Genomic DNA, 24629 nt, shown 5'->3' on the forward strand with positions numbered 1-24629 from the left:
GTAAAAAGGAATAAAAAATGAAATTAAAAACGAAAGAATTGACAACCTGTGCACTGTTTGCAGCTTTGATCGCAATCGGTGCATTTATAAAAGTTGATATACCATTGCCAATGTACACCATGCACTTTACATTTCAATGGTTTTTTGTGTTGATGGCAGGTTTTCTGCTTGGTGCAAAACTTGCAACGGTAAGTGTGATCGTGTATCTTAGCATTGGACTTGTCGGAGTTCCGGTATTTGCTGCAGGAGGTGGACCTGCATACATTTTCAGACCAGGGTTTGGATTCTTACTTGGTTTTATACTGGCAGCATTTGTCATTGGTACTATTACAGAAAAAGTAGGAAAAAATCATAAGGGAATGTTCTTAATGGCATCAGTTGCGGGACTGGTGACTTATTATACGATTGGAGCAATTTACTTTTATTGTATAAATAATTTTTATGCAGCAACTCCTGTGAGTTGGAGCGTTGTAGTTGTGGAATATTGTCTGATTACGATTGCACCGGATTTTATATTATGTGTATTGGCGACAGCATTTTCTTTAAAGCTCCGTCCAGTATTTCTTGGGATGATGCATGAGTATAGTATGGATCGGAAAGTGGTGTAATATGGCGTATTTTCCTATGTTTGTGAACTTGAAGGATCAGCTGTGCCTGGTGGTCGGCGGAGGGATGGTGGCATACCGGAAAGTAAAAGTACTTCTGGATTTTGAAGCCAGAGTGGTTGTAGTTGGAGAGAATATCTGCGATAAAATCTATGAAATTGCAAAAAAAAGTAATCAATTAGAATTACAAAAAAAGTGTTTTGAAGATGCAGATTGTGATAATATGTTTATGGTGATCGCTGCAACAGATGATAAAGAATTGAATCACCATATTGTGGGAATCTGTAATTCAAAAGGAATTATGGTAAATGCTGTGGACCAGAAAGAGGACTGCAGCTTTATCTTTTCTTCATATATAAAAGAAAAAAATCTTATTGCAGCATTTTCGAGTGGTGGAAACAGCCCTGTGCTGGCACAATATTTAAAAAGTCAGGAAAAGGAGATCCTGACACCATTTCTTGGAGAATTGAATGAATATATGGGGAAGATCAGAAAGCGTGTGATAGAAAAGTATGACACAGAAGAAAAACGAAAAGAAATATTTAAAGAAATAGTAAATACAGCCATTGAAAATGGAGAATTGCCACAGGAGTAGATATGAGATACCGGGTAGGAACAAGAGGATCAAAGCTGGCGCTTGCCCAGACAAAGCAGGTTATTGAAAAATTAAAAAGTGCATTTCCGGAAGATGAATTTGATGTAGTAATCATAAAAACGACCGGAGATATGGATCAGAAAAGCCGGCTTGACCAGATTGGATCAAAGGGCATATTTGTAAAAGAAATTGAGGAAGAACTTTTGGAAGAGAAGATTCATCTTGCAGTACACTCTATGAAAGACATGCCAGATACAACGGCAGATGGATTAATATTTGCAAAGGCATGGAAGCGGGAAGATCCAAGAGATGTTCTGATCTTGAGAGAGGCAGTGTCTGTGGACGACCTTCCGAAAGGAGCTGTGATCGGAACGGGAAGCAAGCGTAGAAAGTATCAGCTTCTGAAAATCCGCCCTGATCTTAACATAGTTGGGATCCGTGGAAATGTAGATACAAGGATTCGAAAAATGCAGGAAGAAGAGATGGATGGAATTGTACTTGCCGCAGCAGGTATTAACAGACTAGGAAGAGAGCAAGAGATTACCTGCTATCTTGAGCCGGATCAGATGATTCCGGCCCCGGCCCAGGGGACACTTGCTCTGGAAGTAAAAGCAGATAATATACAATTAATCAGAAAACTAAATAGATTGTCTGATCAGGAAACAGATATATGTGTAAAAGCAGAAAGACAATTTTTGAAACAAATTGGAGGAAGCTGTCATCTTCCGGTAGGAGCATATTGCAAGATACAGGATGAAAAACTAATATTAAGAGCAATGTTTGGAACGGAGGATGGGAAAAAACTGGTATATACAAAGGTGGAATCTGCAGTTTTAAATAAAATAGAAGATTCATCACAGATAGATGAAATCTGCAGACAGATTGCCAGAGAAGCAGTAGAAAAAATTCAAATACAATTAAGTCATGAAGAATAAAATGGGTAAAGTTATATTAGTTGGAGCAGGGGCAGGAGATACCGGTCTGCTCACGATAAAAGGGAAAAAATATATAGAAGAGGCAGACTGTATCATCTATGACAGACTTGCATCGCCGGAACTGCTTGGAATGGCAAAGCATGGCTGTGAGTGCATTTATGTAGGAAAAGAAAATCACAAGCATATCATGAAGCAAGATGCGATCAATGAATTATTATATAAAAAATCCAGAGAATACAGTTTGGTCGTACGGCTAAAAGGTGGTGATCCCTACGTCTTTGGAAGAGGCGGTGAAGAAGCATTATATCTTCGGAAAAAAAAGATTGATATAGAAGTCGTACCAGGAGTTAGTTCTGTCGTAGCAGCATTGGCAGACGCAGGAATTCCAATTACGCACAGAGGGATTGCAAAAGGGTTTCAGGTCATTACAGCTCACAGCAAAAAAGATGAAGAAGCGCAGATTGATTATACGCTGCTTACCGATGAATCCATGACTTGTGTATTTCTGATGGGACTTGCACATGTAGAACATATTGCAGAAGAACTGATAAGAGCTGGAAGAAGACCGGATACTCCGGCAGCAGTGATATCCAACGGAACACTGGCTACGCAGAAAAAATGTATCGGAACATTGGAGAGTATCGGATATAAAGTAAAATGTGCAAAACTGGAATCTCCGGCAATCATTGTTGTGGGGAATGTTGTTTCACTGAATGACCAATTGGATTTTTTTGAAAAACGTCCATTATTTGGGAGAAAAATAACCGTACCATATATTGAAGCTATGGGAGAACGAACACATTTCAATAAGCTGATTACAGATTTGCAACAGCTCGGAGCAGATGTTGATACAATCATGGTTGGAAAGATTCTACCAATCCCAATTTCAGATTTTGAAAAAGAAATTAGCAGCTCCGACTGGATTCTCTTTACAAGCAGAAATGGTGTCAGGGCTTTTTTCTATAATATGAAATTCAATGACACAGATATCCGATGCCTTGCAAAAATTCGTTTTGGAGTTGTAGGAAAAGCAACAGAGCAGGAGTTAAAGAACTATCAGATAAAAGCAGATTTAGTTCCAGATGAGCAGACAGGAGCCGGACTTGCCAAAGCTTTAAAAAAACAGATCAGTGACCAGACGAAAGTCTGTATATTTTCTGCAAAAGAGGCCTCCGAAGACTTGGAGAGAGAACTTCAGAAATTTTGCCATGTCATAAAAACAGATGCATATGAAAATGTAAATGTATCAGAGCAAGATTATATATTAAAGCCTGCAGATACAGTTATTTCAGAAGCTGTATTTACAAGTGCGTCCAATGTGGAACGTTTTTTTCAGATGCTGACAGAGGAGATAATGGTAGAACGAGCTTATTCTATTGGAAAAAAGACGACAGAAGCACTTAAGAAAAAGAATGTAGTGAATATTTGCGAGTCGGAAGAAAGTACTTATGAGTCAGTTGTTTCTTTGATAACAAAAAAATAAGTCGGTTGTTTCTTTCATACAATTGAGGTATAATGGTAGCCAAAATAAATTAAGATGAAGGAGACAGATGAATGGAACTTGTAAAATCAATCATCATTCTTGTTATAGGATTTGCACTTTTGATGAAAGGAGCAGATTATTTCGTAGAAGGAAGTTCATCAGTGGCAAAACGACTCTACATCCCTTCCATGATTATCGGTATGACAATTGTAGCAATGGGAACGAGCCTTCCGGAATGTGCGGTCAGTGTAACAGCATCACTTGCCGGGAATAATACACTTGCGGTCAGCAATGTTGTCGGATCGAACATTTTTAATCTTATGGTCGTATGTGGAGCATGTGCTTTATTTGCCCCGCTTACAATAAAAAAAGATACGCTTGTAAAAGAATTTCCATTATCGATTATCTGTTCAGTTTTGTTGATTGCACTGGGATATGTGGGAATGAAGTTGGGACATATCGATGGAATGGTCTTTTTAATTCTTTTCGCAGGTTATCTTGTCTGGATGATCAATTCCGTAAAGAAAGCAAGAGCAGTGCACAAAGAGGACGAGCTGATGAAAGAATCCGGAGAGTATGTAGAAGATGAAATCAGAATTATTCCAATGTGGAAAAGCATACTCTTTATTGTTGGAGGGATGATCGCAATTAAATTCGGAGGTGATTTTGTTGTTAACAGTGCATCGGATATTGCATTGTCATTCGGACTTAGCCAGACACTGATCGGACTTACAATCGTTGCACTTGGAACAAGTCTTCCAGAGCTTGTGACCTCCATTGTTGCAGCGAGAAAGAACGAAGTTGATATGGCGCTTGGAAATGTAATAGGTTCTAACATTTTTAACATTTTACTTGTGCTTGGAATTGCAGCAGCAATCAGTCCGGTAGGATTTCTGATGGACAATATTGTGGACACTCTTATACTGATCATAATGAGTAGTGCAGTTCTTGTATTTGCGTGGACTTCAAAAGTCATTAACCGAAAAGAAGGCATTGCTATGTTATGCATGTATGCAGTATATATGGTATATATATGCATGCGATAAAACTTGCAGGTAAAGTTGCAAAGAGAAGAATCAAGCAGGATTAAAAGGTTAACAGAATAAATGAATGGCAGATGTCTCAGATGTGTGAATGTCTGGGATATTTTCTCTATAAACTAGAAAGCATACAGAAAGTACAGAAAGAATAATATTTTTTACAGATAGAGCTGTGATTGAAAAATCGTGTTGTAGAGCAGGCAGAATTTATGATTGTAAAGAGGAGTGAAAATGTATGAATATTTATCATGTACATGATTTTAAAGAAGATGAGTACAGTTGGAATGAAGTGGGGAGAAGAAAGGCGAAAAAGAACAGCTATATCCGATGGCTGATTATGATAGTGAGCTTCGTAATTCTTTTTATAGCAGCATATCTGGAGTTTCGTTATGATTTGCTGGAAATAAATGGATTTTTGTGCTGGTTACTGGCAATTTTGGTTTTTTCCTGGGGTTTTACCATATGCTATGCGTCTTATGTCAGAAAGCACGCATGTAAAATGTCTCTGGAAGAACGACATGACTTTAACCTGTATCTGTACCATCACAAATACTGGAAAAATCCAATTCTGGCAAATCAGGCGCTTCTGAATAATGCAATTATTCTTGTCAAGATGAAGCAGTATGAACAAGCAACACAGGCATTAGATGCAATGCATATCGAAAAATGTAAAGCGAAAGAAATGAAACTAATTTATTTCTTAAGAATCATTATAGCTTCTTTTGAAGACAATGAAGAGGAAACAGAAAAAGCAAAGATACGGTATACAGGCATCAAAGATGATACAGGAAATTACCCGGCTTCCGAATTGGTGGAAAACTGGATTCAGATGAATGATCTGGAGCAGATGACAGCGTGTCTGGAACAAATTAAACCTGTCAAAAAAGAATACCCAGGTCTTGCTTTCGTAGTTACGATCTTCCTGGCATACACATTTTGGTTCTTAGGAACTGCATATGGAATTAACCGGGGTGCAGGATATGAAATTCGATATGTATTTTCTGCAATTTCGCTTATAGTGGTAAATATGGGACTGTTTGTAATGTTAATTTTGGGAATTATCTGGCTGCACAGACACCTGAATATTACATCGCCTGTATGGATCCAAAAAGTTGTGAAATTTATCATATGTGCAGTAATTGCAATTGCAGGGCTGATATTGCTATTTATTAATTTTCTGGATGTATTTCTGGGACTGGATGATAAGGAAACCGTCACGAGAAAAGAAAATGGATACACCTATCTGGAAGTCAGCTGGAGTAATATGGGTTATAATGCTTATACAGCAGAGTATGTAACGAATAATCCATTTATTATGAAAAAAATATATGTACCGACAAAAGATGATACATTTACAAATGAACAGCCAGACGCTTCCGATCCGGACAATACAGAAAATAATGACCAGACAGACAACGATGCAGAAAGTGCAGATTCTGATACAGGAAATAGTGATTCACAGGATAATACAGAACCATATGAAAGTGATGAATGGTTAAGAATGAGAAATGGAATGCAGGCAGTCTATAATTATCTGATTGAGACAAATGCATTAGAAAATCCGGAATTCACTTACGGCAGTAACGCAAAAGGAGAGACGTATGTTATTGTCAGTACAGGGCAGGAGACGAAAGACGGAAATCAGGTAAGTGTCGAATACGGTCTGTATTATAATAGAGAAAAGACAGATGACAATGGAACATACTGTGATGAGTATGTTCTGGAGAAAAAGTATCCGGGTGGAACATATGATACACAGTTAGTTGATTTTTATCTGGTAAATCCTGATACACTGGAAGTGACAGATGAACACAAGACAACATGGTAAGTGTGAGAGGATAAAAGATAATAGAAAAGAAGGAGATTAGAATGATGAGTAGTATTTTTCACAGAATCAGTGTTAGAAAATTCGAGGACAGACCGATAGAGAAAGAAAAAATCGTGCAGGTTTTAAAAGCCGGGATGCAGGCGCCGAGTGCGTGCAACCAGCAGCCATGGGAGTTCTATGTAGTGACAGATAAAGAGAAGATACAGGAATTGTCTACTGCAACCCCATATTCCAAATGTGCAGCAGGGGCACCGGTCGTAATTGTACCAGTATATCGGACAGAAGGATTAGTTGCACCGTCTTATGCAGAGATAGACCTTTCTATTGCACAGCAGAATATCTGGCTGGAGACAGATGAAATCGGACTTGGCGGAGTCTGGATCGGAATAGCTCCGATTGAAGAGAGAATGGAACTTGTACACAAGATGCTGGATCTTCCGGAAAATGTAAAAGTATTTTCCTTATTTGCGATGGGATATCCGGCAGAGGAAAGACCACAGCAGGACAGATTCGATCCGGAGAGAATACATTTTATGGCACCGGAGGAATAAGGTGAAATATGTACAATCCTCAGTTAGAAACATTTCTTGCATCATTACGAAAAAAAGGATATACTTACATTATCAGTATAAAGGAGGGCTGTAAAGAATGGGACAATTTTTAAATAATAAAGAACCATATGATAAATTTAAAACGGTTATGAATGGGACGTATTTTGTTGATAAATCAGAAATACTTGAAGAATTAATCCCGGCACTCCAACAGGAACAGCGTTTCTTTTGCATTACCCGCCCTAGACGTTTTGGAAAAACAGTTATGGCAAATATGATTGCTGCTTTTTTTGAAAATACAGGTGAGCCATCTTTATTTGAGCATCTTCATATAGCAGAGTATGCCGGATATAAAGAACAGGCAGGAAAGCATGATGTGATTTATATTGATTTCAGTGAGATGCCCAGAGAATGTCAAAACTATCAGGAATATATAGACCGGGTACAGAACGGACTTGTCAGAGATATACAGGAGGCATATCCAGAACTTGTTATTGAAAATAATGCGGCTGTCTGGGATATATTATCTTTGGTTTTTAATCAGACAGGACATAAATTTATTTTTGTTATTGATGAATGGGACGCAGTTTTTCATAGTTCTTTTATAACAGAAAAAGATAAAAAAGATTATCTGCTTTTTTTAAAGTTATTGCTAAAAGGACAAAGCTATGTAGAACTGGCATATATGACAGGTGTGCTTCCAATCGCAAAATATTCGGACGGCTCCGAATTGAATATGTTTTTAGAATATAATATGGCAACAAGAGTACGGTTCAGTGAATATTTTGGATTTTCTGATGAAGAAGTGGATATGCTGTATCAGCGCTATTTAGAGAAAACAAAAAAGCCACAGATTACCAGAGAAAGTCTAAGAGAATGGTATGACGGGTATCATACAGCAGCAGGAGAACGGTTATATAATCCACGTTCGGTTGTGTGTGCATTGACAGATAATCAATTGTCGAATTACTGGGTCAGTTCCGGAAAGTATGATTCCATTTTTACTTACATTCAGTATAATGTGGATCAGATTCAGAATGATCTTACGCTGATGTTTGCCGGAGAAAGGATACCGTCCGGTATACAGGAGTATGCAGCCACAGCACAGGAATTAAAGACAAAAGAAGAGATTTATTCAGCAATGGTTGTATATGGACTTTTAACATATGACAATGGAATGGTTTTTATTCCGAATAAAGAACTCATGGAAGTCTTGAAGTGGGAATTAGTTATGATAAAGAAACAAAAGAACACTCTTGTAAAGTAGAAGAGTTATAGAGTGAATAAAATGATGAGGGTCTGGCGAAAGCCAGATCCTTTATTAAAAATCATCAGAGAATAGGATTTAAGGTGAATTGAATGATTTTTACAAGCGCTTCAGCATCAGGATATGATGAAAATATTACTCTTATAGGGATTACTGCAGAAAAGGGAGAAGTCATAAGAGTTGGGGATACTATTACGATTCCAATGAATGACCACACTTTTGAACAACGTGAGATTATTGACATGTATAGAGATTGGAAGAAGTGGAAAAAGGGCAAGGACTTATTTTTTGAAATAAAAGAAGGGGAATGGGCAGAATGTGTCATTCATAATATTTCTGCCGGATGTATTCATACAATCAATTCCCCTTACGATGAAGAAATATTGGAACATTTAGAAGATTGGGTTTGCTCGTAAAGATATTTATTTCCTGATATGTTCATTTGTGTGAATATAATAGTTGCAAAATGGGAAGTAAAGGATTCGTAGATTGACAAAACAGCCTGTTTTCCCCTATGCTGAGACTGTAAAAACGCTTTGCACACCTTAAAATAGCGGAGCGGGAACAGCAGGAGGAAGTGACAAGACGTGGAGGCGAAACAGTTCGGGCAGTTCATTGCCGGGATAAGAAAAGAGAAAAAAATGACGCAGGCGGAGCTTGCAGAAAAGATTCATGTGACGGATAAAGCAATCAGCCGGTGGGAGCGTGGACTTGGATTTCCGGATATCCAGACATTAGAACCACTGGCACAGGTACTTGGAATTTCGGTACTGGAATTGATGCGTTCTGAAAAAAAGAAACCGACAGGTGATATGGATACGACAGAAACTCAGTATACCCAGAAGGAGGTAGCTGAGATGCTTCAAAATGCAGATGACATTTCAAAGCAACTGAAAAAGCAGGATAAGAACGCTAATATCATTGCCGGAATTCTGGTGATTGGTGTGGGTGCATTAGCATGGGCAACAAAAATTGCCAGTCTTGGAGGCGGTCTTGTGCTCGGCGGACTCTCAGCAGCTGTGTTTGTTTCTCTGTGGTATTTTTTTCAGAATATTGATGATGAAGAAAGCCGGAGAATTTACGGTGTGGCATCGATTTTGTCTATTGGAATATTGGTATCACTGGTTAATTATATCTGGGGTGACCGTATTGCAGAGTGGATTCCGGGTGGAATAGAACGAACAGAACAGATTTTCTGGACATTGTGGTATCTGTTCATGATTGCGATGATGATGGTTGGAACAATCCGGTGTGTCCGTCGGCAAAGACAGAAAAAAGAAAAGAAGTATAAAACGGTTCTTTTTACAGGAATTATGGCAGCTATTATGTTTGCTACACTCTGGCAGTATCAGAATACCATGCAGGGACAGCGCCGGAATATGGGAATCTGGAGCGGGGCACAGCAATATGCTGAGACATTACTGAAAAAGGATAAAAATCTTGAAAACGACTGGCTGATCGGTGATGAATCATGGCGAGAAGGAAAGAATACTTATCATATCCGGCTAACATATTATTCTGATGATGATGCTGAAAAAGAAGGCAGAGAGAGTGAATATCAGTACACCATTCGTTTTGATGAAGCAGAAGGGTATCTTATCAAATCCGAAGGTGTTCCGGAGAAGGAATATAAACTTGCAAACCATAACTAAAAGTTATATCAAACCAATAAAAAAGGAAATTTTACACAATGAATAATAACTGGTAGACTATCCTCATCAGATGAAAGAAGACGGAGGATAAGATATGAGTATATTAAAGACACCATTTCGATATGATTTTGTAGGAAGTTTCCTGAGACCGGAAAAACTAAAACAGGCTAAGAAGGATTTCAGTGAAGGTAAAATTACAGAAAAAGAATTAAACGATATTACAGATGAATGTGTCCGTGATATTGTAACGAAGCAGAAAGCGGCAGGTTTTCATGCAATCACAGATGGAGAGTTCCGCAGAAAATTCTGGCACCTGGATTTTATGTGGGGATTTGAAGGCGTTGAACATGAGGCAGAAGGTGGCGGAGTTCAGTTTAACGGAGAAGTTGCTGACCTTGAAGCAACTTATCTTGTAGGAAAAATTAAAGCGAAAGCACACCCGTTTGTAGAATATTTCAAATTTCTCAAACAGTTTGAAGATAAAAATACAGTTGCAAAATATACAATTCCGGCACCGGCACAGACATATCAGCAGATGATTGTGCCACAGAATATTGACCGGACAAGAAAATTCTATAAGAATGATGAGAAATTGATTCAGGACATCGGAAAGGCTTATCAAGAAGTTATCACACAGTTTTACGAGGCTGGCTGCCGAAATCTTCAGCTTGATGACTGCACATGGGGAGCCATTGTCGGAGATGCGGCAAAACTCAGATACAGAGCACTGGGAGTGGACATTGAAGAAGTAAAGGCACAACTTCTGAAAGTCAACAATCTTGCATTGGAAGGAAAACCAGAAGATATGATCATTACTTCACATATTTGCAGAGGTAATTATCATTCCACATTCTTCACAAGTGGCCCATATGATTCCGTTGCGGATTATGTATTTGCGCAGGAAAATGTAGACGCGCTCCTTCTTGAGTATGACGATGAAAGATCCGGTGGATTTGCACCACTTGCAAAAGTATCTCCGGATAAGAAAGTCGTTCTTGGTCTGATTACAACAAAGAAACCAGAGTTAGAAGATAAGGAAAAAGTCATTGCTAGAATTCATCAGGCAGCAAAATACATTCCATTAGACCGTCTGTGTTTAAGCCCACAGTGCGGATTTGCCTCCTGCGAGATTGGAAATAAGCTGACAGAAGAAGAGCAGTGGAAAAAATTAGCTCTTGTAAAAGAAATAGCAGAAGAAGTCTGGAGATAAATAATAAGACTGATCGGCCATTTAATAGTGGTTCGCTCAGGCTTATTATTTGTTCTAAAATATAGCTTTTATTTAGCAGAAATGATAATATAATAACAAAGGAGTTTAAATACATATATGAAGGAGAGATAAATGATGTACCAGGCAGACGAAAAACGATATGAAACTATGCAGTATAATCGATGTGGGAAAAGTGGGTTATTATTACCAAAAGTTTCGTTGGGACTTTGGCATAACTTTGGATCAAATGGTGATTATGATAATATGAAAGCAATGTGCTTTACAGCATTTGATCACGGGATCACACACTTTGACCTTGCCAATAACTATGGCCCGGAGCCGGGAAGTGCAGAGATTAATTTTGGGAGAATCCTAAAAGAGGATCTCGGAGTTTATCGCGATGAGATGTTGATAAGTACAAAAGCCGGTTTTGATATGTGGGATGGTCCTTATGGAAACTGGGGAAGTAAAAAATATCTAACAGCAAGTCTGGATCAGAGTCTGAAAAGAATGGGACTGGAGTATGTCGATATCTTCTATCATCACCGTATGGATCCGGAAACTCCATTAGAGGAAACAATGGAAACACTGGCGCAGATTGTCCGAAGCGGAAAAGCACTGTATGTTGGGATTTCTAATTATGATGGAGTACATATGGAGAAGGCAGCTACAATTCTGAAAGAGCTGCATTGTCCATTTATAATTAATCAGAACCGCTATTCTATTTTCGACCGCACAATCGAAAAAAATGGATTGAAAGAAGCGGCAGTAGAGTCTGGAAAAGGAATCATTGCATTCAGCCCACTGGCACAGGGAACATTAACAAACCGCTATCTGAACGGAATTCCGTCAGACAGCCGTATTGCAACAGATGGACGATTCCTTAAGGCAAGTCAGTTGACAGAAGAAAAAATCACAAGTATCCGTGGTTTAAATGAAATTGCCAAAGAGAGAGGTGAAAGCCTGGCGCAGATGGCATTGAACTGGGTATTAAAAGATGGCATAGTGACAAGTGTTCTGGTAGGAGCATCAAAACCAGAGCAGATTCTCGATAATCTGAAGGTTCTTGAAAGTGCACCTTTTACAGATGAAGAGCTGAAAAAAATTGATGCATTGAGTCTTGTGCACGCAAAATAATTAGCAAGTCAGGTGTGGACAGAAACGATAATTTATAAGTGAAGAGATTGATAGACAAAGCTTCGGTTTTGTCTATTTTTTCTGGGAAGAAATGGAGGTAAGATAAAAGTAAATAAGCAAACAGCGTTCATACAATAAATAGTATAGAATGAAATGTGGAGTGATGATTATGAATCAGAGAGATAAGTGGAAAAAATTTATTCCGGTTATGGCAATTCTAGCGATAGCGGTGATACTTGTTTTGATCGTGAAAATATCAGGGGAACCATTATCCGTTGATACAATTGTAAAATATACACCGAAAAATGTGGCGCTCGCAGTGATAATGCTGATTCTATTATTTGGATTAAAGAGCTTGACGATAGTTCTGCCGCTTTCTATTTTATATCTTGCCAGTGGAATATTGTTTTCGCCGGTGGCAGCTGTGTTCATTAGTACAGTTGGTCTGTCTGTCTCCATTACAATTCCGTATTGTCTTGGAAAATGTAGTGGAAAACAGATTACAGAAGAAATATTTCAGAAATATCCGAAGGCAAAGAAGTTATCAGAATATCAAAAACAAAATACATTTTTTACTTGCTTTATAACGAGAATCGTTGGGTTCCTGCCAGGGGATATTGTCAGCTTGTATTTTGGTGCATGTGATGTGAATTATCTGATTTATCTTGTGGCAGGAATCAGTGGTTCATTACTTAGCATTGTGACGACGACCTTATTAGGAGAAAAGCTAAATAATCCGTTCTCAATAGAATTTGTTTTAGTAGCTTTTTGTAGACTTCTAGTATCTATAGTTTCAATAATGTTAAAAATATTATTTACAAAGAAACAAAAAAATGTCTAAACAAAATTACCAAAGGTGCATAATATGTTGCATAGTCAGACTGACAATGGTAATTCCAATCCAGCAGGAAGCACCGAGAAGAAGTGGCTTTCCGCCAGATTTTATTAATTTTATAACATTACTGTTCAGACCAATGGCAGCCATGGCCATAATGATGAAGAATTTGGACAGTTCTTTCAGCGGTGCGAATACATCAGCACTAATTCCCATACTCATACATGCAGTAGTGATAATTGCTGCAATGATGAAGTATAAAATAAACATCGGAAATGCTCTCTTTATGCTAAAATTTCCTGCTTTTTCACCATTTACAGATGCGGATTTTGCGTGGATCAGAGACAATACAAGTGTAATTGGAATGATTGCAAGTGTACGAGTCAGCTTAACGGTAACAGCATTATTCAATGTTTCATTTCCAAGATTCCACATGCTGTCCCAGGTGGATGCAGCTGCGGTTACAGAAGAAGTGTCGTTAATTGCTGTTCCGGCGAACAGTCCGAAGGAAGAACCGCTCGTTGTGTCAAAGCCGAGGACGTGTCCAAGTACAGGGAATAGTACAGCAGCAATGACGTTGAAGAAAAAGATAACGGAAATGGCCTGGGCAACTTCCGTATCGTCGGCGTCAATAACCGGAGCAGTAGCTGCGATAGCAGAACCTCCACAGATGGAAGAACCAACACCAACCAGAATCGCAGTGTTGGACGGAACATTGATAATTCTGTGAAGTAACCATGCAATGATTAGGGAAGTACTGATCGTACAGATAATAATTGGCAGTGATTGTTTCCCGGTCTTCATGATTACACCGAGGTTCATTCCGAATCCTAATAGTACGACAGCAGTCTGGAGAATAATTTTGGAAGTCCATTTAATGCCGGCTTCTGCTTTCCCTTTATCTGTCCAAATCAATGTGATGAGCATTCCGGCGAGAATTGCAATGACCGGACCGCCGATGACCGGAAAAGCTTTTCCAAGAAGCCAGGCAGGTACAGCAATTATAAAACAAACCAAAATACCAGATAAGTTCTTTTTGATAAAATCCATAATTTTTTTACCTCTCGTTTAAATTTAATAATTTTCATTTTTCTAATTGATTATAACACTGGAAAACAATAATAAAAAATTATATAATATTATTGAAATATAAGAAATCCTTATTGATAAAATAGCAAACCAAAAGAGGAAAATACTATGTTAGATTTTAGGACGAACACCTTTCTCACAGTGTGTGAAACCATGAATTTTACAGAGGCAGCAAAGAGATTAAATATTACACAACCGGCTGTTTCGCAACATATTCGTTTCCTTGAAAACGAATATAATACCCAGTTATTCTTGTATCACAATAAACAATTGTATATTACCCAGACCGGAAAGGTACTTAAAAAGCGTCTGATGACTATGAAAAATGATCAGCTCTCAATTTTTGAAGAAATGAAAAGTGTCAGTGGAGATATCGAATTATTATCTATCGGAGTTACAATGACGATTGGAGAATATGCAGTTGTTGACAGGATTGCGGATTTTATGAATCAACATCCAGATATGAATTTACATATTCATTTTGGGAATACGTCACAGTTGCTTTCGTTATTAGATGAAGGGAAGATTAATCTTGCTTTAGTGGAAGGAAATTATCCGAAAGATCGTTACGGACACATGAATTATAGTACAGAAGATTACATTGGGGTCTGCAAGGTTTCCCATACATTTCTGAAAAAGAATCCAAAGACTATGAATGATCTGAAAAACGAACGTTTGATTGTACGGGAGAGTGGCTCGGGGACAAGGAATATACTGGAAGAGTTGCTTTTGGCACGAGGAATGGAAATTCCTGACTTTGAGCGTTGTATAGAAGTGGAAAATATGCACACGATTATAGGTCTGTTAAAACGGGATTGTGGAATTTCATTTATGTATAAGATTGCAGTCGCGGATGAATTAGAGTCGGGAGTGTTGAAAGAAATAAAGCTTTCGGATTTTAAAATGCAGCATGATTTTGATTTTATCTGGGAAAAAGACAGTATTTATACGGATAAATATGTAGAAATATGTAAGGAGCTGTCCATTTCTAAATAAAATTCAAATACATAAATAAGGTAAATCTAAATTAATGCTAAATAAATAGTAATAAATCAGCAACAGTATTTGCCATAATATTCATCGCCCATTATAATATTATTAATGATTGAAAAGCTGATTGTAAAAGTAGTAAGGAGCTTGTTAAGAAGAGAATGATAGACAGAGAAGATATGCTGGCGCTTACAAGGCGCATGACAGTTAAGCGAACATCAATGACAAGGATAGCCGGGGGATACATGGATTCAGACGGTTGCATTGACGGGACATTTAATATTGCATTTTTGAAATTAAGTCCGGCGAATCGAGAGAAAAACTTGCAGATTGCAAAGAAAGTTCCGTTTGCAGAAACGAATCAAAACTTGCAAGAATACAAATTTTTGCAGGAAAATATGCAAAATGACAGCTTGTGGAAACTTTTGATGGGAATGCGGGCATGCGGACTGAAAAATGATGCATTAATGGAGACATTTTATGAGATTGTAGGAGCAAATTATAAATCGAAAGGTGATTATGCTGTTTACGTGTTTCACGACCGTTACGATATTCCGGTGAAGGGAACGGATCATGAGCGTCAGGGAGAATCCGAGAAAATGTATGAATATCTAATCTGCGCGATTTGCCCGGTGAGTGGTGATTATGAACCGGGAGAACCCGAGTGTGGATTTTTGTTTCCGGCATTTATGGATGAAAGCGCGGCATTAAATTATATAGATATATATCAGGCTGACATGAACCATCCTCATATAGAATTGCTGGAAATGCTTGGAATATGATGAACAAAAGAAAAAAGCTATAATTAAGAAAGACAAGAATGTGGGGGGATAGCCTCACATAGAAGAAAGAGAGGAAAATGTATGAACGAATTATACGAAGCAATTGAGAAAAAAATTAAGGATGCAGGGTATCCAAGAAATATTTCCGGAGCAGATGTGTATGATGATATCTGTGATCAGATTGACGGAAAGGATAAAGGAGAGTATATTCTGTTGTCTAAATTTGAAGATGACGTAGTTTTTGAATATCACATTACAATTCAAGAAGAGGATTTTAATCTTGGAATCCTGAAAATGAAAACACCGGAAGGTGAATTTGTGGCTGATTTTGATGCATAGGTCTTTTAACAAAAATGTAGCAATAATATATAGCAGATGGTTCCTCCTGCAATAGATACCAGCATCTGACGTTTCCAGATATGAAGTCCGGCAGTAACGAGAATGGAAATGAACTCTGGGATTCCATGTGTACCTTGCAATACATTTACATTTCTCAGACAGTAAACGACCAGCATGCCGAAAACTGCGGATGGAAGAAATTTTCCAACATATTGAATGAACTTAGGAGTTTCCCGGTTTTCACGAAATACAAGAAAAGGCAGGAAACGTGTAGTCATTGTACCAAGTACACAAAGTCCGATAGTGATGATTTGTTGAGCTAATGTCATGTTAGCAAACCTCCTGTGTTTTTTATTGCTACTTCATTTTTTCAGAAGCACATTTGTCGAAATGAAGTCGCGAGTAGTTTTTTTGATCCGGGATATCAAGCTTTTTGCGTAATAATGTCAATGAGACGATAATCAAAATCATGGTCGGAATCATAAAAGAGTCCGGTCCGAATACAAGGAGACAGAGAAAAGAAATTCCAAGTCCAAGTAATGAAGATGTATGATTCTTTTCTTTCAGCCACTGATCCATGAAGATAACGACGAACATAGCAGTCATGACAAAGCTGATGCCTTCTGTATTAATGAGGAGTAAAGAACCGATGACGCCACCGAAAGTTGCAGAAGCGACCCAGTATTCCCTTATATTTATCCAGCATGGAAAGTCCGTAGAATAGATGTCTTGCCTGGATCAGAAGTGCCATAATTTAAAGTTATAACAAACAGATATTTTTAGCTATTATACAAAACATTTGAAATAAATTACAATAAATCTATCGCAACACAAGTTTAAAATTACGATAGGTTTATTAAAATTTAGGAGATAATAATTATGAAGACACCATTTCGATATGATTTTGTAGGAAGTTTTTTAAGACCACAGAGATTAAAAGATGCAAGAAAAGATTTTGAAGAGGGAAAAATTACACAGGCTGATCTGACAAAAGTAGAAGACGAGTGTATCGTTGATTTAGTAAATAAAATCAAGGGACTTGGCTACCATGTTATCACAGACGGAGAGTTCAGAAGATCCACTTGGCATCTTGACTTTATGTGGGGATTTGAAGGTATTGAGCATCAGAAGACAGTAGAGGGAAATACAACATTTGACGCAGAAGCAGCCATGATTGATGATACCTATATGACAGGAAAGATTTCTGTAAAGAATCACCCGTTTGTAGAACATTTTAAATATGTAAAAGCATTGGAAGATGAAAATACAGTTGCAAAACAGACCATCCCTTCACCGGGACAGTTCTATGCTTACTTCACCGGAGCGCAGCTTCTTGCTACGACTTTAAAAATCTATGGCTCAGAAGAAGCATTTGCAGATGATGTCATCAAAGCTTATGGAGAATTCGTTCAGGAGATTTATGCGGCAGGATGCAGAAATCTTCAGTTCGATGATTGTGTATGGGGCGGTATGGTAGATGCAAAAATGGCGACAGCTCTGACCGGAAGAAACGGACAGGCTTTGGAAGATTATAAGAAGCGTCTGCTGAAACTGAATAACCAGGTTGTTGCACAGGCACCGGAAGACCTTGTAATCAATACACATGTGTGCAGAGGAAACTATCATTCTACGTTCTTCAGCTCCGGTGCATATGATTCTGTTGCAGACCTTCTGTTTGGAGAGGAAAATGTAAATGCCTACTATCTGGAGTATGATGACAAGAGATCAGGAGGTTTCGCACCACTTGCAAAAGTATCTGGAGATAAGAAGGTCGTACTTGGACTCATTACGACAAAGATACCACAGTTAGAGGATAAAGGAAAAGTCATTGCCAGAATCCATGAAGCAGAGAAATACGTTCCACTGGATCGCCTGTACTTAAGTCCACAATGTGGATTCGCATCTTGCGAAATCGGTAACAAGCTGACAGAAGAAGAGCAGTGGGAAAAATTAAAACTTGTAAAAGAAATTGCAGAAGAAGTCTGGGGAGATAGATAAAAGTTAGATATAAGGTAAAATAAAATCAGGTAACTTCCGGTTGTAAATCGTACAGTCCGGAAGTTATTTTTATATAATATGAAATTAAAAGCAATTTCCTTAAAAGTAATTTTGAGCTTTTTTTAAAATCACCTATTGACAACCCACCAATAAATATGGTATAAATATCTAGTGTCACGGAGACAGACACACAATTTACTTAAATAGGGGATTGGTCAAGTGGTATGATAGGGGTCTCCAAAACCTTTGGCGGGAGTTCGATTCTCTCATCCCCTGTTGACTGAATGGTCTCGCAAAGCCTATAAATGTGAGGGTTTGGTAAGGATGTTTTTAAGATTTAGGTTTTGCGGTATAGTATATTGTGCACTATACCGCTTTTCCTTTCCACAAAGTGACCTTTGAATGGTCGAATACTCCGATATGGTTATAGATAATTTCAATTTCCTGTAAGCGTTTACCGCTGCTCTTATCTGGAGCGTGGACAATAATTTTGTCGATAAACTCATGCACAATTTCTGGTGTGAGTTCTGTAAGGTTAGTGTACTTGCGGACTACTGAAAGAAATTGCTTTACATCCACAGATTGTTTTTCTTCTTTCTGTAATTCTTTCTCTAAGGAAGTCTGTTCTTCCTGCAAAGTATGCTGTTCTTCCTCATATCCTCTTGAAAGTTTCATAAAGCGTTCATCTGAAAGTTTTCCACTAATGTTGTCTTCATAAATCCGTTGAAAAATTTTGTCCAACTCCTGAATACGGGAATGAATTTCTGTAAGCCGCTTCTTCTTTTGCAGCAGTTCTTTATTTCTTTGCCGCATATCCGTGTCCATTACCATCTGAACAAATTCATCTTCATAATCTGACACATAGCGGATAACTTCTTTCAGGTTTTCCAGTACAATTTGTTCAACTACTACATTACGAATATAGTGCATAGTACATGATTTTGAATTGTGTCGGTAATTGCTGCATACAAAATTATGTTTCTCTGCACTCTGTGCCATTTGCCTATGAAATGTCATTTTGCTTCCGCAATCTGCACAGTAGAGCAAACCAGAGAACATAGGCATATCCCCCATTTTGGTAGGGCGGCGTTTTCCAGAACGGATTTTCTGTACAATCTCAAAGGTTTCCTTGTCAATGATTGCTTCATGGGTATTCTCAAAAATCTTCCATTGTTCAGGACTGTTATCAATTTTTTTGCGATTTTTATAAGACTTAACATGGGTCTTAAAATTCACAGTATGTCCTAAATAGTCCATTCTTTCTAAGATATGAGATACCACAGTTGCGCTCCACAGATACTTGTCAGGTGGAAGAACGGTTCGTGGCTTTTCCCCATGCTCTAGCGCATAATAAGTAGGGCAAAGAATTTTTCTTTCCGTTAGAATATTGGCAATTCGTGTCGGTCCGTAACCATTGACACATAAACGGAAGATTTCCCGAACTACTTCGGCGGCTTCTTCATCTATAAGCCATTCCTTTTTATTGTCTGGATTCTTCATGTAGCCATAAGGAGCGTGAGAACCGATATGTTCACCTGCCATTCCTTTAGAACGCTTGACTGCACGTATTTTTTTGCTGGTGTCCTTTGCGTACCATTCGTTGATTATGTTACGAAATGGGGTAAATTCATTATCTCCCACATGACTATCCACGCCATCATTGACAGCAATAAAATGGACATCCATGTTCGGGAACATAATTTCTGTGTACATTCCCACTTGCAAATAATCACGTCCAAGTCTTGACATATCCTTGACTATAACGCGTTTGATTCTTCCTGCTTCGACCTCTGCAATCATTCTTTGAAAATCCGGTCTGTTGAAGTTTGTACCAGAAAATCCATCATCTACAAAAAACACATAAGGCTGATACCCGTGCTCGATTGCATAACGCTTCAGGATTTTTTTCTGGTTAATAATACTGTTTGAATCACCCTCCTGTTTATCGTCTTGTGAAAGCCGACAGTATAATGCGGTTAATTCCTCTGTTTGATTTCCCATCGGATAAATGGAAGTAATAGTGCTGTTTGACTGCTGTAACATAAGTACCTCCTATCCGACAGTCAAACAGACAATGCTTTTACAACTTTATTGTACCGCATTTTCTGTTTCCTGTCTGCCTTATTTTATCTTAAAATTATTGTTTCAAATCATTGCGGATAAGCCTTTTTACTTTCGTTACTGCGTCTTCCTGCGCCTGTTCTTTTGAGCGGGATTTTACCACATAGCAGGTGTTTCCTATCTGGTATTCTCGTATCATTTCAGGGTCAGGATTCTTTGTATTTTCCATAAGATAACAACCTCCTGTTATTTTCTTTGAAGCAAACCGAACAGCTTTCGCTAAAGCTCATGGGAATCTCACCCCTGCATGGTTCTCATCCAGCCGTACCCTTTGCCAGCGGTGCTACATCATCACACGGACTAAGGCTGTACGGAAGTATCATTATTACGATGGAAAGGTCATGGCGGCAGCTTTTGCGGTAAGCTGCTTATGGAACGCTGGCAGGAATCGCTATCCGTTTTCATCCCTCCTTTGGTGGGTTACGGCGTGCCAGCCCAACGGCTCTCTTTCTATCGAAACGTATTCGGCTGCTTTATGCTGCGTTGATTAGACGCTTTCTTTTTCAAGGAACAATCCGGCTTTGTCAGCCTGTTAAAATGCACTGGTGATAATGCACTTTAATAGACTGGCAAGCTCTGTCTGGGAAGCATGAGCTTGTCCATGCTTCCACAGGAGAGCATTATTTCTAGGTGGGTTCCCTGATTTCAAAAGATAAAATCTTTGCAATCAGACGTGTTTCCATCCGGCGGCGTAGGGTTTCATCTACAACCATGTGGGTATTCCCGTATTCGTCTTTCATGGGACGCATGGAACGGCTGGCAATAAAACCGCTATAATGGCGTACAATCTGGTTGACTGCTTCAATATCACCGTCCGCAGCCCTTACAATTACAGGAAACGGAATCATAGGGTGCTTTGCTGTCATGCTTCTTCCTCCATAAATTTTTTGATAAATTGCAGTCCGGCGTGTCTTCTTCTCTGGATGGTAGAACGATTAACTTCCAGAATTTTTGAAATTTCTGTATCGTCAAATCCAAGAAAATAATATCTCAGGATAACATCACGTTTCTTTCCATCCAGATTTTCTAATGCTTCTGCTAACAGGCTGTTTTCAATACGGACAGTAAATCCATCCATTTCAAAAGTATGGAAGTGGGATGGATAGGTGTCTTCGGAAGAAAACAGATTAACGGTGTAATCGTCCATATCACAAAACAGGGTTTCCCGTTTGCACTGTCTGGACAACGCTTTGAGATAGTCTTTGCGTTCATCCTCCATAGCGACTTTACAGATGTAATCAAACTGGTTCTCTATGGTTGTCTGAAATTCAGATGGCTTCATCATTGCTCACCTCCTTTCCAGCCTTGAAAGGGAGCGAGCTGATAGGAATTTCTGCTTCTTTCCCCCTTTTCGCTCTTAGTCCCGACAGGACAGGGGGTGCAGTTGCGTTTTGAGAAGAAAAATTTAAAACCTTTTTCTTCCAACTAAAAAAGCACGCAAACAGACGATATTTCTGCTTGTGTGCTTCGATAGTTCTTTCTATGTATTCTGAAAAACCATATTGAGGGTCAGACTTTTCTAGTGTAGGTGGATGGCTTTTTTTAACGGTTTACCGAATGTAGATATATTTAAGAAAATATTTTGCATAGCGGCTTCCTCCTGTAAGCCGCTGTCTGTATAAAGTAGTAGACTTTAAAAATCATCTATATTTCATGCAAAAAAAGACGGCGGCTTTTGTTAAACCGTCGTCTGGAAAAGATGATGTGATTTTTGACGCAGGGAAAGTATGCTGCCAAATAACGGTTTTTTTTATTTCCGTTTCGGCAGCATAGTTTTATCTTTGATACGCATAATAGGAACTGTACAACTATGTAATACGTTTTTCTATACCTGTCGTTATTACAACAGGAACAGTAAAATGTACAGAGGTGGTGTATTATGCGTAAAAAAGAAGATAAATATGATTTCAGGGCGTTTGGGCTTGCCATAAAAGAAGCCCGTAAAAAACAGGGTTTGACCCGTGAACAGGTGGGAGCAATGATTGAAATTGACCCACGCTATTTAACCAATATTGAGAATAAAGGGCAGCACCCCAGTTTACAGGTGCTGTACGACCTTGTATCTCTGCTGAATGTATCAGTGGATGAGTTCTTTTTGTCCTCTGATAATCCGGTAAAAAGCAGCAGACGAAGACAGCTTGAAAGTAAAATTGACAATTTTACAGACGCAGACCTTGTTATCATGGAAAGCGTTGCTGATGGTATTGTCAAATACAAGGAAATGGAAGATAAATAACTTCTATTGCCTACCAGAATAGGACTGAAACTAAAATGAGCCGATAGTCTATAAGTTTCAATAACTTATAAATTATCGGCTCTGCGTCTAAGCGTCTGGCTCTTTGATAATTTCTATTTTGAAGTTATTTACGCATATCAAACTTTCTTTTTTACATTTTGGACAATACAACGGAAAGTTTTTTAGCTGTGTATCTTTTCGTATTTTAATCCTTGTTTTATTGTTGCATATAGGACAAATAACCCACTCCATCATATTCATTCTGAACCTCTGCAAAAAATTTGTATTGCTTCATTAAAAAAAGCTGCAAGATTTCCACTACTAAATCTATTTATAAAAGTGGTAAATCTTTCATCTGTAATATAGAGAACTCCCAAATTAGATAAAATTTGTTTATTACATTCATAAAAGTGTTCAGAAATATATTGTTGCCATTCATGTACTATTGCTTGTACTTCTGGACTTTCCGCAGGACTATTTTCATACATAGCTAGTTTTTCAAAAATATTGCGAGCCATTGAATAAAAAGATTCTATTTCTTTCTCTTGTATTTGCTTTGAATGGGAAGAAAACATAGTCTTGTATTCTCTGAAACTTTCAGTATTTCCCCATTGTTCTAATACTTCTTCTTGAAATTGCGATTGTAACTCAAGTATTTTTGCATTTGAAAATGCAGAAAATTTAATTTCTTTATTTCCGTTGATTGTGTCTTTTACAAGTGAAATCAAAGCTTCTATTCGTTCTTTCTGAGCTTCCAAAATCAGTACATGACTCTCTAATGCTTCTGAACGAACATAATGAGGTGAATCCAGCAGTTCCTTAATTTCTTTTAGGGCGAATCCAACTTCTCTAAAAAACAAAATTTCCTGAAGCCTAGTTAAATCGTCGTCTGTATACTGACGGTATTTTGCTTCGGTTATAATAGACGGTTTTAATAAACCAATTTCATCATAATAATGTAGTGTTCGAGCAGTAATACCTGTTAATTTAGCAACTTCATGGACTGTTTTAGCTTTTTCATTCATTCCAAAAATCCTCCGTAGCATCTAAAATTTCTTTTGCAGGTAATAGAGTTGCTTCGACAATGTTTTTTCCAGTCTTTTGCAAGTAGTGTTTAATCAAGTGATAGCCACACGCATATCCGGAACAATAGGGTAATCCGACCTGAGGATAGTTTTGTAATGCTGCCATTTCATCACCATAAAGGTATGCATTCAGATTTTCTAATCCTTGAACATTTAAACCGTCCCGAATAATAGGCTTAATATATTCATTTAAGGTTTCTATATCAGTTTTTGTTACCCAAGGACCTGCTTTATCTTCACCATACAGAAATGTTGCAAAGTTTTCTGCCAACCCCTCATTGACTATCATTTCACCAAGAGTGATGTCATTCTTCCATTTAATAAATTGAAATCGTACGTTGTGATTAGTTTCATGTGCTAATGCTACATGAAGATGTGATAAAGTGTATTCATTAGGTAGTAACCAAGAAAAAATATATCCTGGAATACCACCATCACCGCAGTAACCATCATTTAAAATAATGTAAGGATTCTTAGCATTTGCAAGTAAAATTGTAAACGCATATTCTTTAACGGGTAGATTAACACCGTGTTCAACAAAGCAATTCAACGACTGCTGAATGGATAACTCACATTTTTCCCAGAGTGTATTATCAGAAATTAGATTAATATTATTTTGTTGCTTCTGGTCAACAGCGGTTGGGGCGATATGCCCAAGCATTTCGCTTGCCATAATTACATCATATCCATTAGGCGTTAGAGCTTTCATAGGAACACTATAACAAGCCCACTTTTTTTCAAAAGGCTTCATAAGTTCATATCTATAAATGTCATTTTTTTTGTCTAACGGTGCACTCATAATTTTTGAATAAACTTTGTCAGAACGGATAGCGGATATTTTCATAATTCTA

28 protein-coding genes and 1 tRNA gene are annotated in these 24629 nt (G+C 38.1%); 19 read left to right on the top strand and 10 right to left on the bottom strand.

Going from position 1 to position 24629, the window contains the following annotated elements:
* Window positions 1–17 precede the first annotated feature (17 nt).
* The 13 genes from LI164_RS07895 (at window position 18) to LI164_RS07955 (ending at window position 13144) form a co-directional block, all read left to right on the top strand.
* Window positions 18–608, top strand: coding sequence for a biotin transporter BioY (locus LI164_RS07895; RefSeq protein WP_117606014.1), 591 nt, complete (start codon window positions 18–20; stop codon window positions 606–608).
* Window positions 577–1200 carry a bifunctional precorrin-2 dehydrogenase/sirohydrochlorin ferrochelatase gene (locus LI164_RS07900; protein WP_227086972.1) on the top strand — a complete coding sequence of 208 codons (624 nt, stop codon included), beginning with the start codon at window positions 577–579 and terminating at the stop codon, window positions 1198–1200. Before LI164_RS07895 ends, LI164_RS07900 begins: the two co-directional genes overlap by 32 nt.
* A 2-nt stretch (window positions 1201–1202) precedes the next feature.
* Entirely contained in the window at window positions 1203–2135 is a 933-nt protein-coding gene (hemC, locus tag LI164_RS07905) for a hydroxymethylbilane synthase (protein WP_117606013.1), read from the top strand.
* 1 nt (window position 2136) lies between these two features.
* Window positions 2137–3618, top strand: a complete 1482-nt coding sequence (cobA, locus tag LI164_RS07910) for a uroporphyrinogen-III C-methyltransferase (RefSeq protein WP_227086973.1) — start codon at window positions 2137–2139, stop codon at window positions 3616–3618.
* Between the two features lie 71 nt (window positions 3619–3689).
* Window positions 3690–4664 (top strand): calcium/sodium antiporter, encoded by a 975-nt coding sequence (locus LI164_RS07915; RefSeq protein ID WP_117657840.1) that lies wholly within the window; start codon window positions 3690–3692, stop codon window positions 4662–4664.
* A 229-nt stretch (window positions 4665–4893) separates the two neighbouring features.
* Window positions 4894–6486 (top strand): hypothetical protein, encoded by a 1593-nt coding sequence (locus tag LI164_RS07920; RefSeq protein WP_117682953.1) that lies wholly within the window; start codon window positions 4894–4896, stop codon window positions 6484–6486.
* Window positions 6487–6530: 44 nt separating this feature from the next.
* Complete coding sequence (locus tag LI164_RS07925; protein WP_117606009.1) at window positions 6531–7037, top strand: nitroreductase family protein; 507 nt, start codon at window positions 6531–6533, stop codon at window positions 7035–7037.
* A 97-nt stretch (window positions 7038–7134) separates the two neighbouring features.
* A complete protein-coding gene (locus LI164_RS07930) occupies window positions 7135–8304 on the top strand; it encodes an AAA family ATPase (protein WP_227086974.1) in 1170 nt (389 codons plus the stop codon).
* Between the two features lie 92 nt (window positions 8305–8396).
* Window positions 8397–8720 (top strand): hypothetical protein, encoded by a 324-nt coding sequence (locus tag LI164_RS07935; protein WP_005335380.1) that lies wholly within the window; start codon window positions 8397–8399, stop codon window positions 8718–8720.
* 171 nt (window positions 8721–8891) lie between these two features.
* Window positions 8892–9956, top strand: coding sequence for a helix-turn-helix domain-containing protein (locus LI164_RS07940; protein WP_005335381.1), 1065 nt, complete (start codon window positions 8892–8894; stop codon window positions 9954–9956).
* A gap of 94 nt (window positions 9957–10050) precedes the next feature.
* On the top strand, window positions 10051–11166 hold the full coding sequence (locus LI164_RS07945) for a 5-methyltetrahydropteroyltriglutamate--homocysteine S-methyltransferase (protein ID WP_005335383.1): 1116 nt from the start codon (window positions 10051–10053) through the stop codon (window positions 11164–11166).
* Window positions 11167–11301: 135 nt separating this feature from the next.
* Window positions 11302–12303, top strand: a complete 1002-nt coding sequence (locus tag LI164_RS07950) for an aldo/keto reductase (RefSeq protein ID WP_040015647.1) — start codon at window positions 11302–11304, stop codon at window positions 12301–12303.
* Window positions 12304–12472: 169 nt separating this feature from the next.
* A complete protein-coding gene (locus LI164_RS07955) occupies window positions 12473–13144 on the top strand; it encodes a TVP38/TMEM64 family protein (protein WP_117606008.1) in 672 nt (223 codons plus the stop codon).
* Between the two features lie 6 nt (window positions 13145–13150).
* On the opposite strand, the gene LI164_RS07960 is transcribed toward LI164_RS07955, so the two are convergent.
* Window positions 13151–14188: a YeiH family protein gene (locus LI164_RS07960; protein WP_005335388.1), complete on the bottom strand. Its 1038-nt coding sequence runs from the start codon at window positions 14186–14188 to the stop codon at window positions 13151–13153.
* Between the two features lie 147 nt (window positions 14189–14335).
* Here LI164_RS07960 and LI164_RS07965 point away from each other — a divergent pair, with 147 nt between their 5' ends.
* The 3 genes from LI164_RS07965 to LI164_RS07975 all read left to right on the top strand — a co-directional run bounded on the left by LI164_RS07965 (window position 14336) and on the right by LI164_RS07975 (window position 16338).
* On the top strand, window positions 14336–15223 hold the full coding sequence (locus tag LI164_RS07965; RefSeq protein WP_005335390.1) for a LysR family transcriptional regulator: 888 nt from the start codon (window positions 14336–14338) through the stop codon (window positions 15221–15223).
* Window positions 15224–15378: 155 nt separating this feature from the next.
* A complete protein-coding gene (locus tag LI164_RS07970) occupies window positions 15379–15999 on the top strand; it encodes a DUF4317 family protein (protein WP_005335392.1) in 621 nt (206 codons plus the stop codon).
* Between the two features lie 81 nt (window positions 16000–16080).
* Window positions 16081–16338: a hypothetical protein gene (locus LI164_RS07975; RefSeq protein ID WP_005335397.1), complete on the top strand. Its 258-nt coding sequence runs from the start codon at window positions 16081–16083 to the stop codon at window positions 16336–16338.
* 5 nt (window positions 16339–16343) lie between these two features.
* On the opposite strand, the gene LI164_RS07980 is transcribed toward LI164_RS07975, so the two are convergent.
* Window positions 16344–16667 (bottom strand): branched-chain amino acid transporter permease, encoded by a 324-nt coding sequence (locus LI164_RS07980; RefSeq protein ID WP_005335398.1) that lies wholly within the window; start codon window positions 16665–16667, stop codon window positions 16344–16346.
* 28 nt (window positions 16668–16695) lie between these two features.
* Window positions 16696–16944, bottom strand: a complete 249-nt coding sequence (locus LI164_RS07985; protein ID WP_005335401.1) for a hypothetical protein — start codon at window positions 16942–16944, stop codon at window positions 16696–16698.
* A 273-nt stretch (window positions 16945–17217) separates the two neighbouring features.
* Between LI164_RS07985 and LI164_RS07990 the strand changes: the two genes are divergently transcribed.
* Together LI164_RS07990 and LI164_RS07995 are read left to right on the top strand one after the other, a co-directional pair.
* Window positions 17218–18336: a 5-methyltetrahydropteroyltriglutamate--homocysteine S-methyltransferase gene (locus tag LI164_RS07990; RefSeq protein WP_005340783.1), complete on the top strand. Its 1119-nt coding sequence runs from the start codon at window positions 17218–17220 to the stop codon at window positions 18334–18336.
* Between the two features lie 205 nt (window positions 18337–18541).
* Window positions 18542–18612, top strand: a tRNA-Trp gene (locus LI164_RS07995).
* Between the two features lie 90 nt (window positions 18613–18702).
* On the opposite strand, the gene LI164_RS08000 is transcribed toward LI164_RS07995, so the two are convergent.
* The 4 genes from LI164_RS08000 to LI164_RS08015 form a co-directional block, all read right to left on the bottom strand.
* On the bottom strand, window positions 18703–20379 hold the full coding sequence (locus tag LI164_RS08000) for a recombinase family protein (protein WP_117467745.1): 1677 nt from the start codon (window positions 20377–20379) through the stop codon (window positions 18703–18705).
* 94 nt (window positions 20380–20473) lie between these two features.
* Window positions 20474–20626: a transposon-encoded TnpW family protein gene (locus tag LI164_RS08005; RefSeq protein ID WP_077715702.1), complete on the bottom strand. Its 153-nt coding sequence runs from the start codon at window positions 20624–20626 to the stop codon at window positions 20474–20476.
* 457 nt (window positions 20627–21083) lie between these two features.
* The gene (locus tag LI164_RS08010; RefSeq protein WP_227086975.1) at window positions 21084–21323 is read right to left on the bottom strand and encodes a helix-turn-helix domain-containing protein; all 240 of its coding nucleotides are present in this window, start codon (window positions 21321–21323) and stop codon (window positions 21084–21086) included.
* Window positions 21320–21739 carry an RNA polymerase sigma factor gene (locus LI164_RS08015; RefSeq protein ID WP_227086984.1) on the bottom strand — a complete coding sequence of 140 codons (420 nt, stop codon included), beginning with the start codon at window positions 21737–21739 and terminating at the stop codon, window positions 21320–21322. The genes LI164_RS08010 and LI164_RS08015 overlap by 4 nt, the downstream gene beginning before the upstream one ends.
* Before the next feature lie 597 nt (window positions 21740–22336).
* Between LI164_RS08015 and LI164_RS08020 the strand changes: the two genes are divergently transcribed.
* Window positions 22337–22693: a helix-turn-helix domain-containing protein gene (locus tag LI164_RS08020; protein ID WP_032547022.1), complete on the top strand. Its 357-nt coding sequence runs from the start codon at window positions 22337–22339 to the stop codon at window positions 22691–22693.
* A gap of 87 nt (window positions 22694–22780) precedes the next feature.
* Here the strand turns inward: LI164_RS08020 and LI164_RS08025 are convergent, their stop codons facing one another.
* Genes LI164_RS08025 through LI164_RS08035 form a run of 3 tightly spaced genes read right to left on the bottom strand, consistent with a single transcriptional unit; the run spans window position 22781 to window position 24622 of the window.
* A complete protein-coding gene (locus LI164_RS08025; RefSeq protein WP_055058897.1) occupies window positions 22781–22954 on the bottom strand; it encodes a cysteine-rich KTR domain-containing protein in 174 nt (57 codons plus the stop codon).
* Complete coding sequence (locus LI164_RS08030) at window positions 22951–23718, bottom strand: MerR family transcriptional regulator (protein ID WP_077715697.1); 768 nt, start codon at window positions 23716–23718, stop codon at window positions 22951–22953. Before LI164_RS08030 ends, LI164_RS08025 begins: the two co-directional genes overlap by 4 nt.
* Window positions 23711–24622, bottom strand: a complete 912-nt coding sequence (locus LI164_RS08035; protein WP_077715695.1) for a DUF2268 domain-containing protein — start codon at window positions 24620–24622, stop codon at window positions 23711–23713. Before LI164_RS08035 ends, LI164_RS08030 begins: the two co-directional genes overlap by 8 nt.
* Window positions 24623–24629 lie beyond the last annotated feature (7 nt).

Origin of the sequence: Dorea sp. 210702-DFI.3.125 (assembly GCF_020560945.1) — a bacterium.
GTDB classification, from domain to species: Bacteria; Bacillota; Clostridia; order Lachnospirales; family Lachnospiraceae; genus Dorea; species Dorea formicigenerans.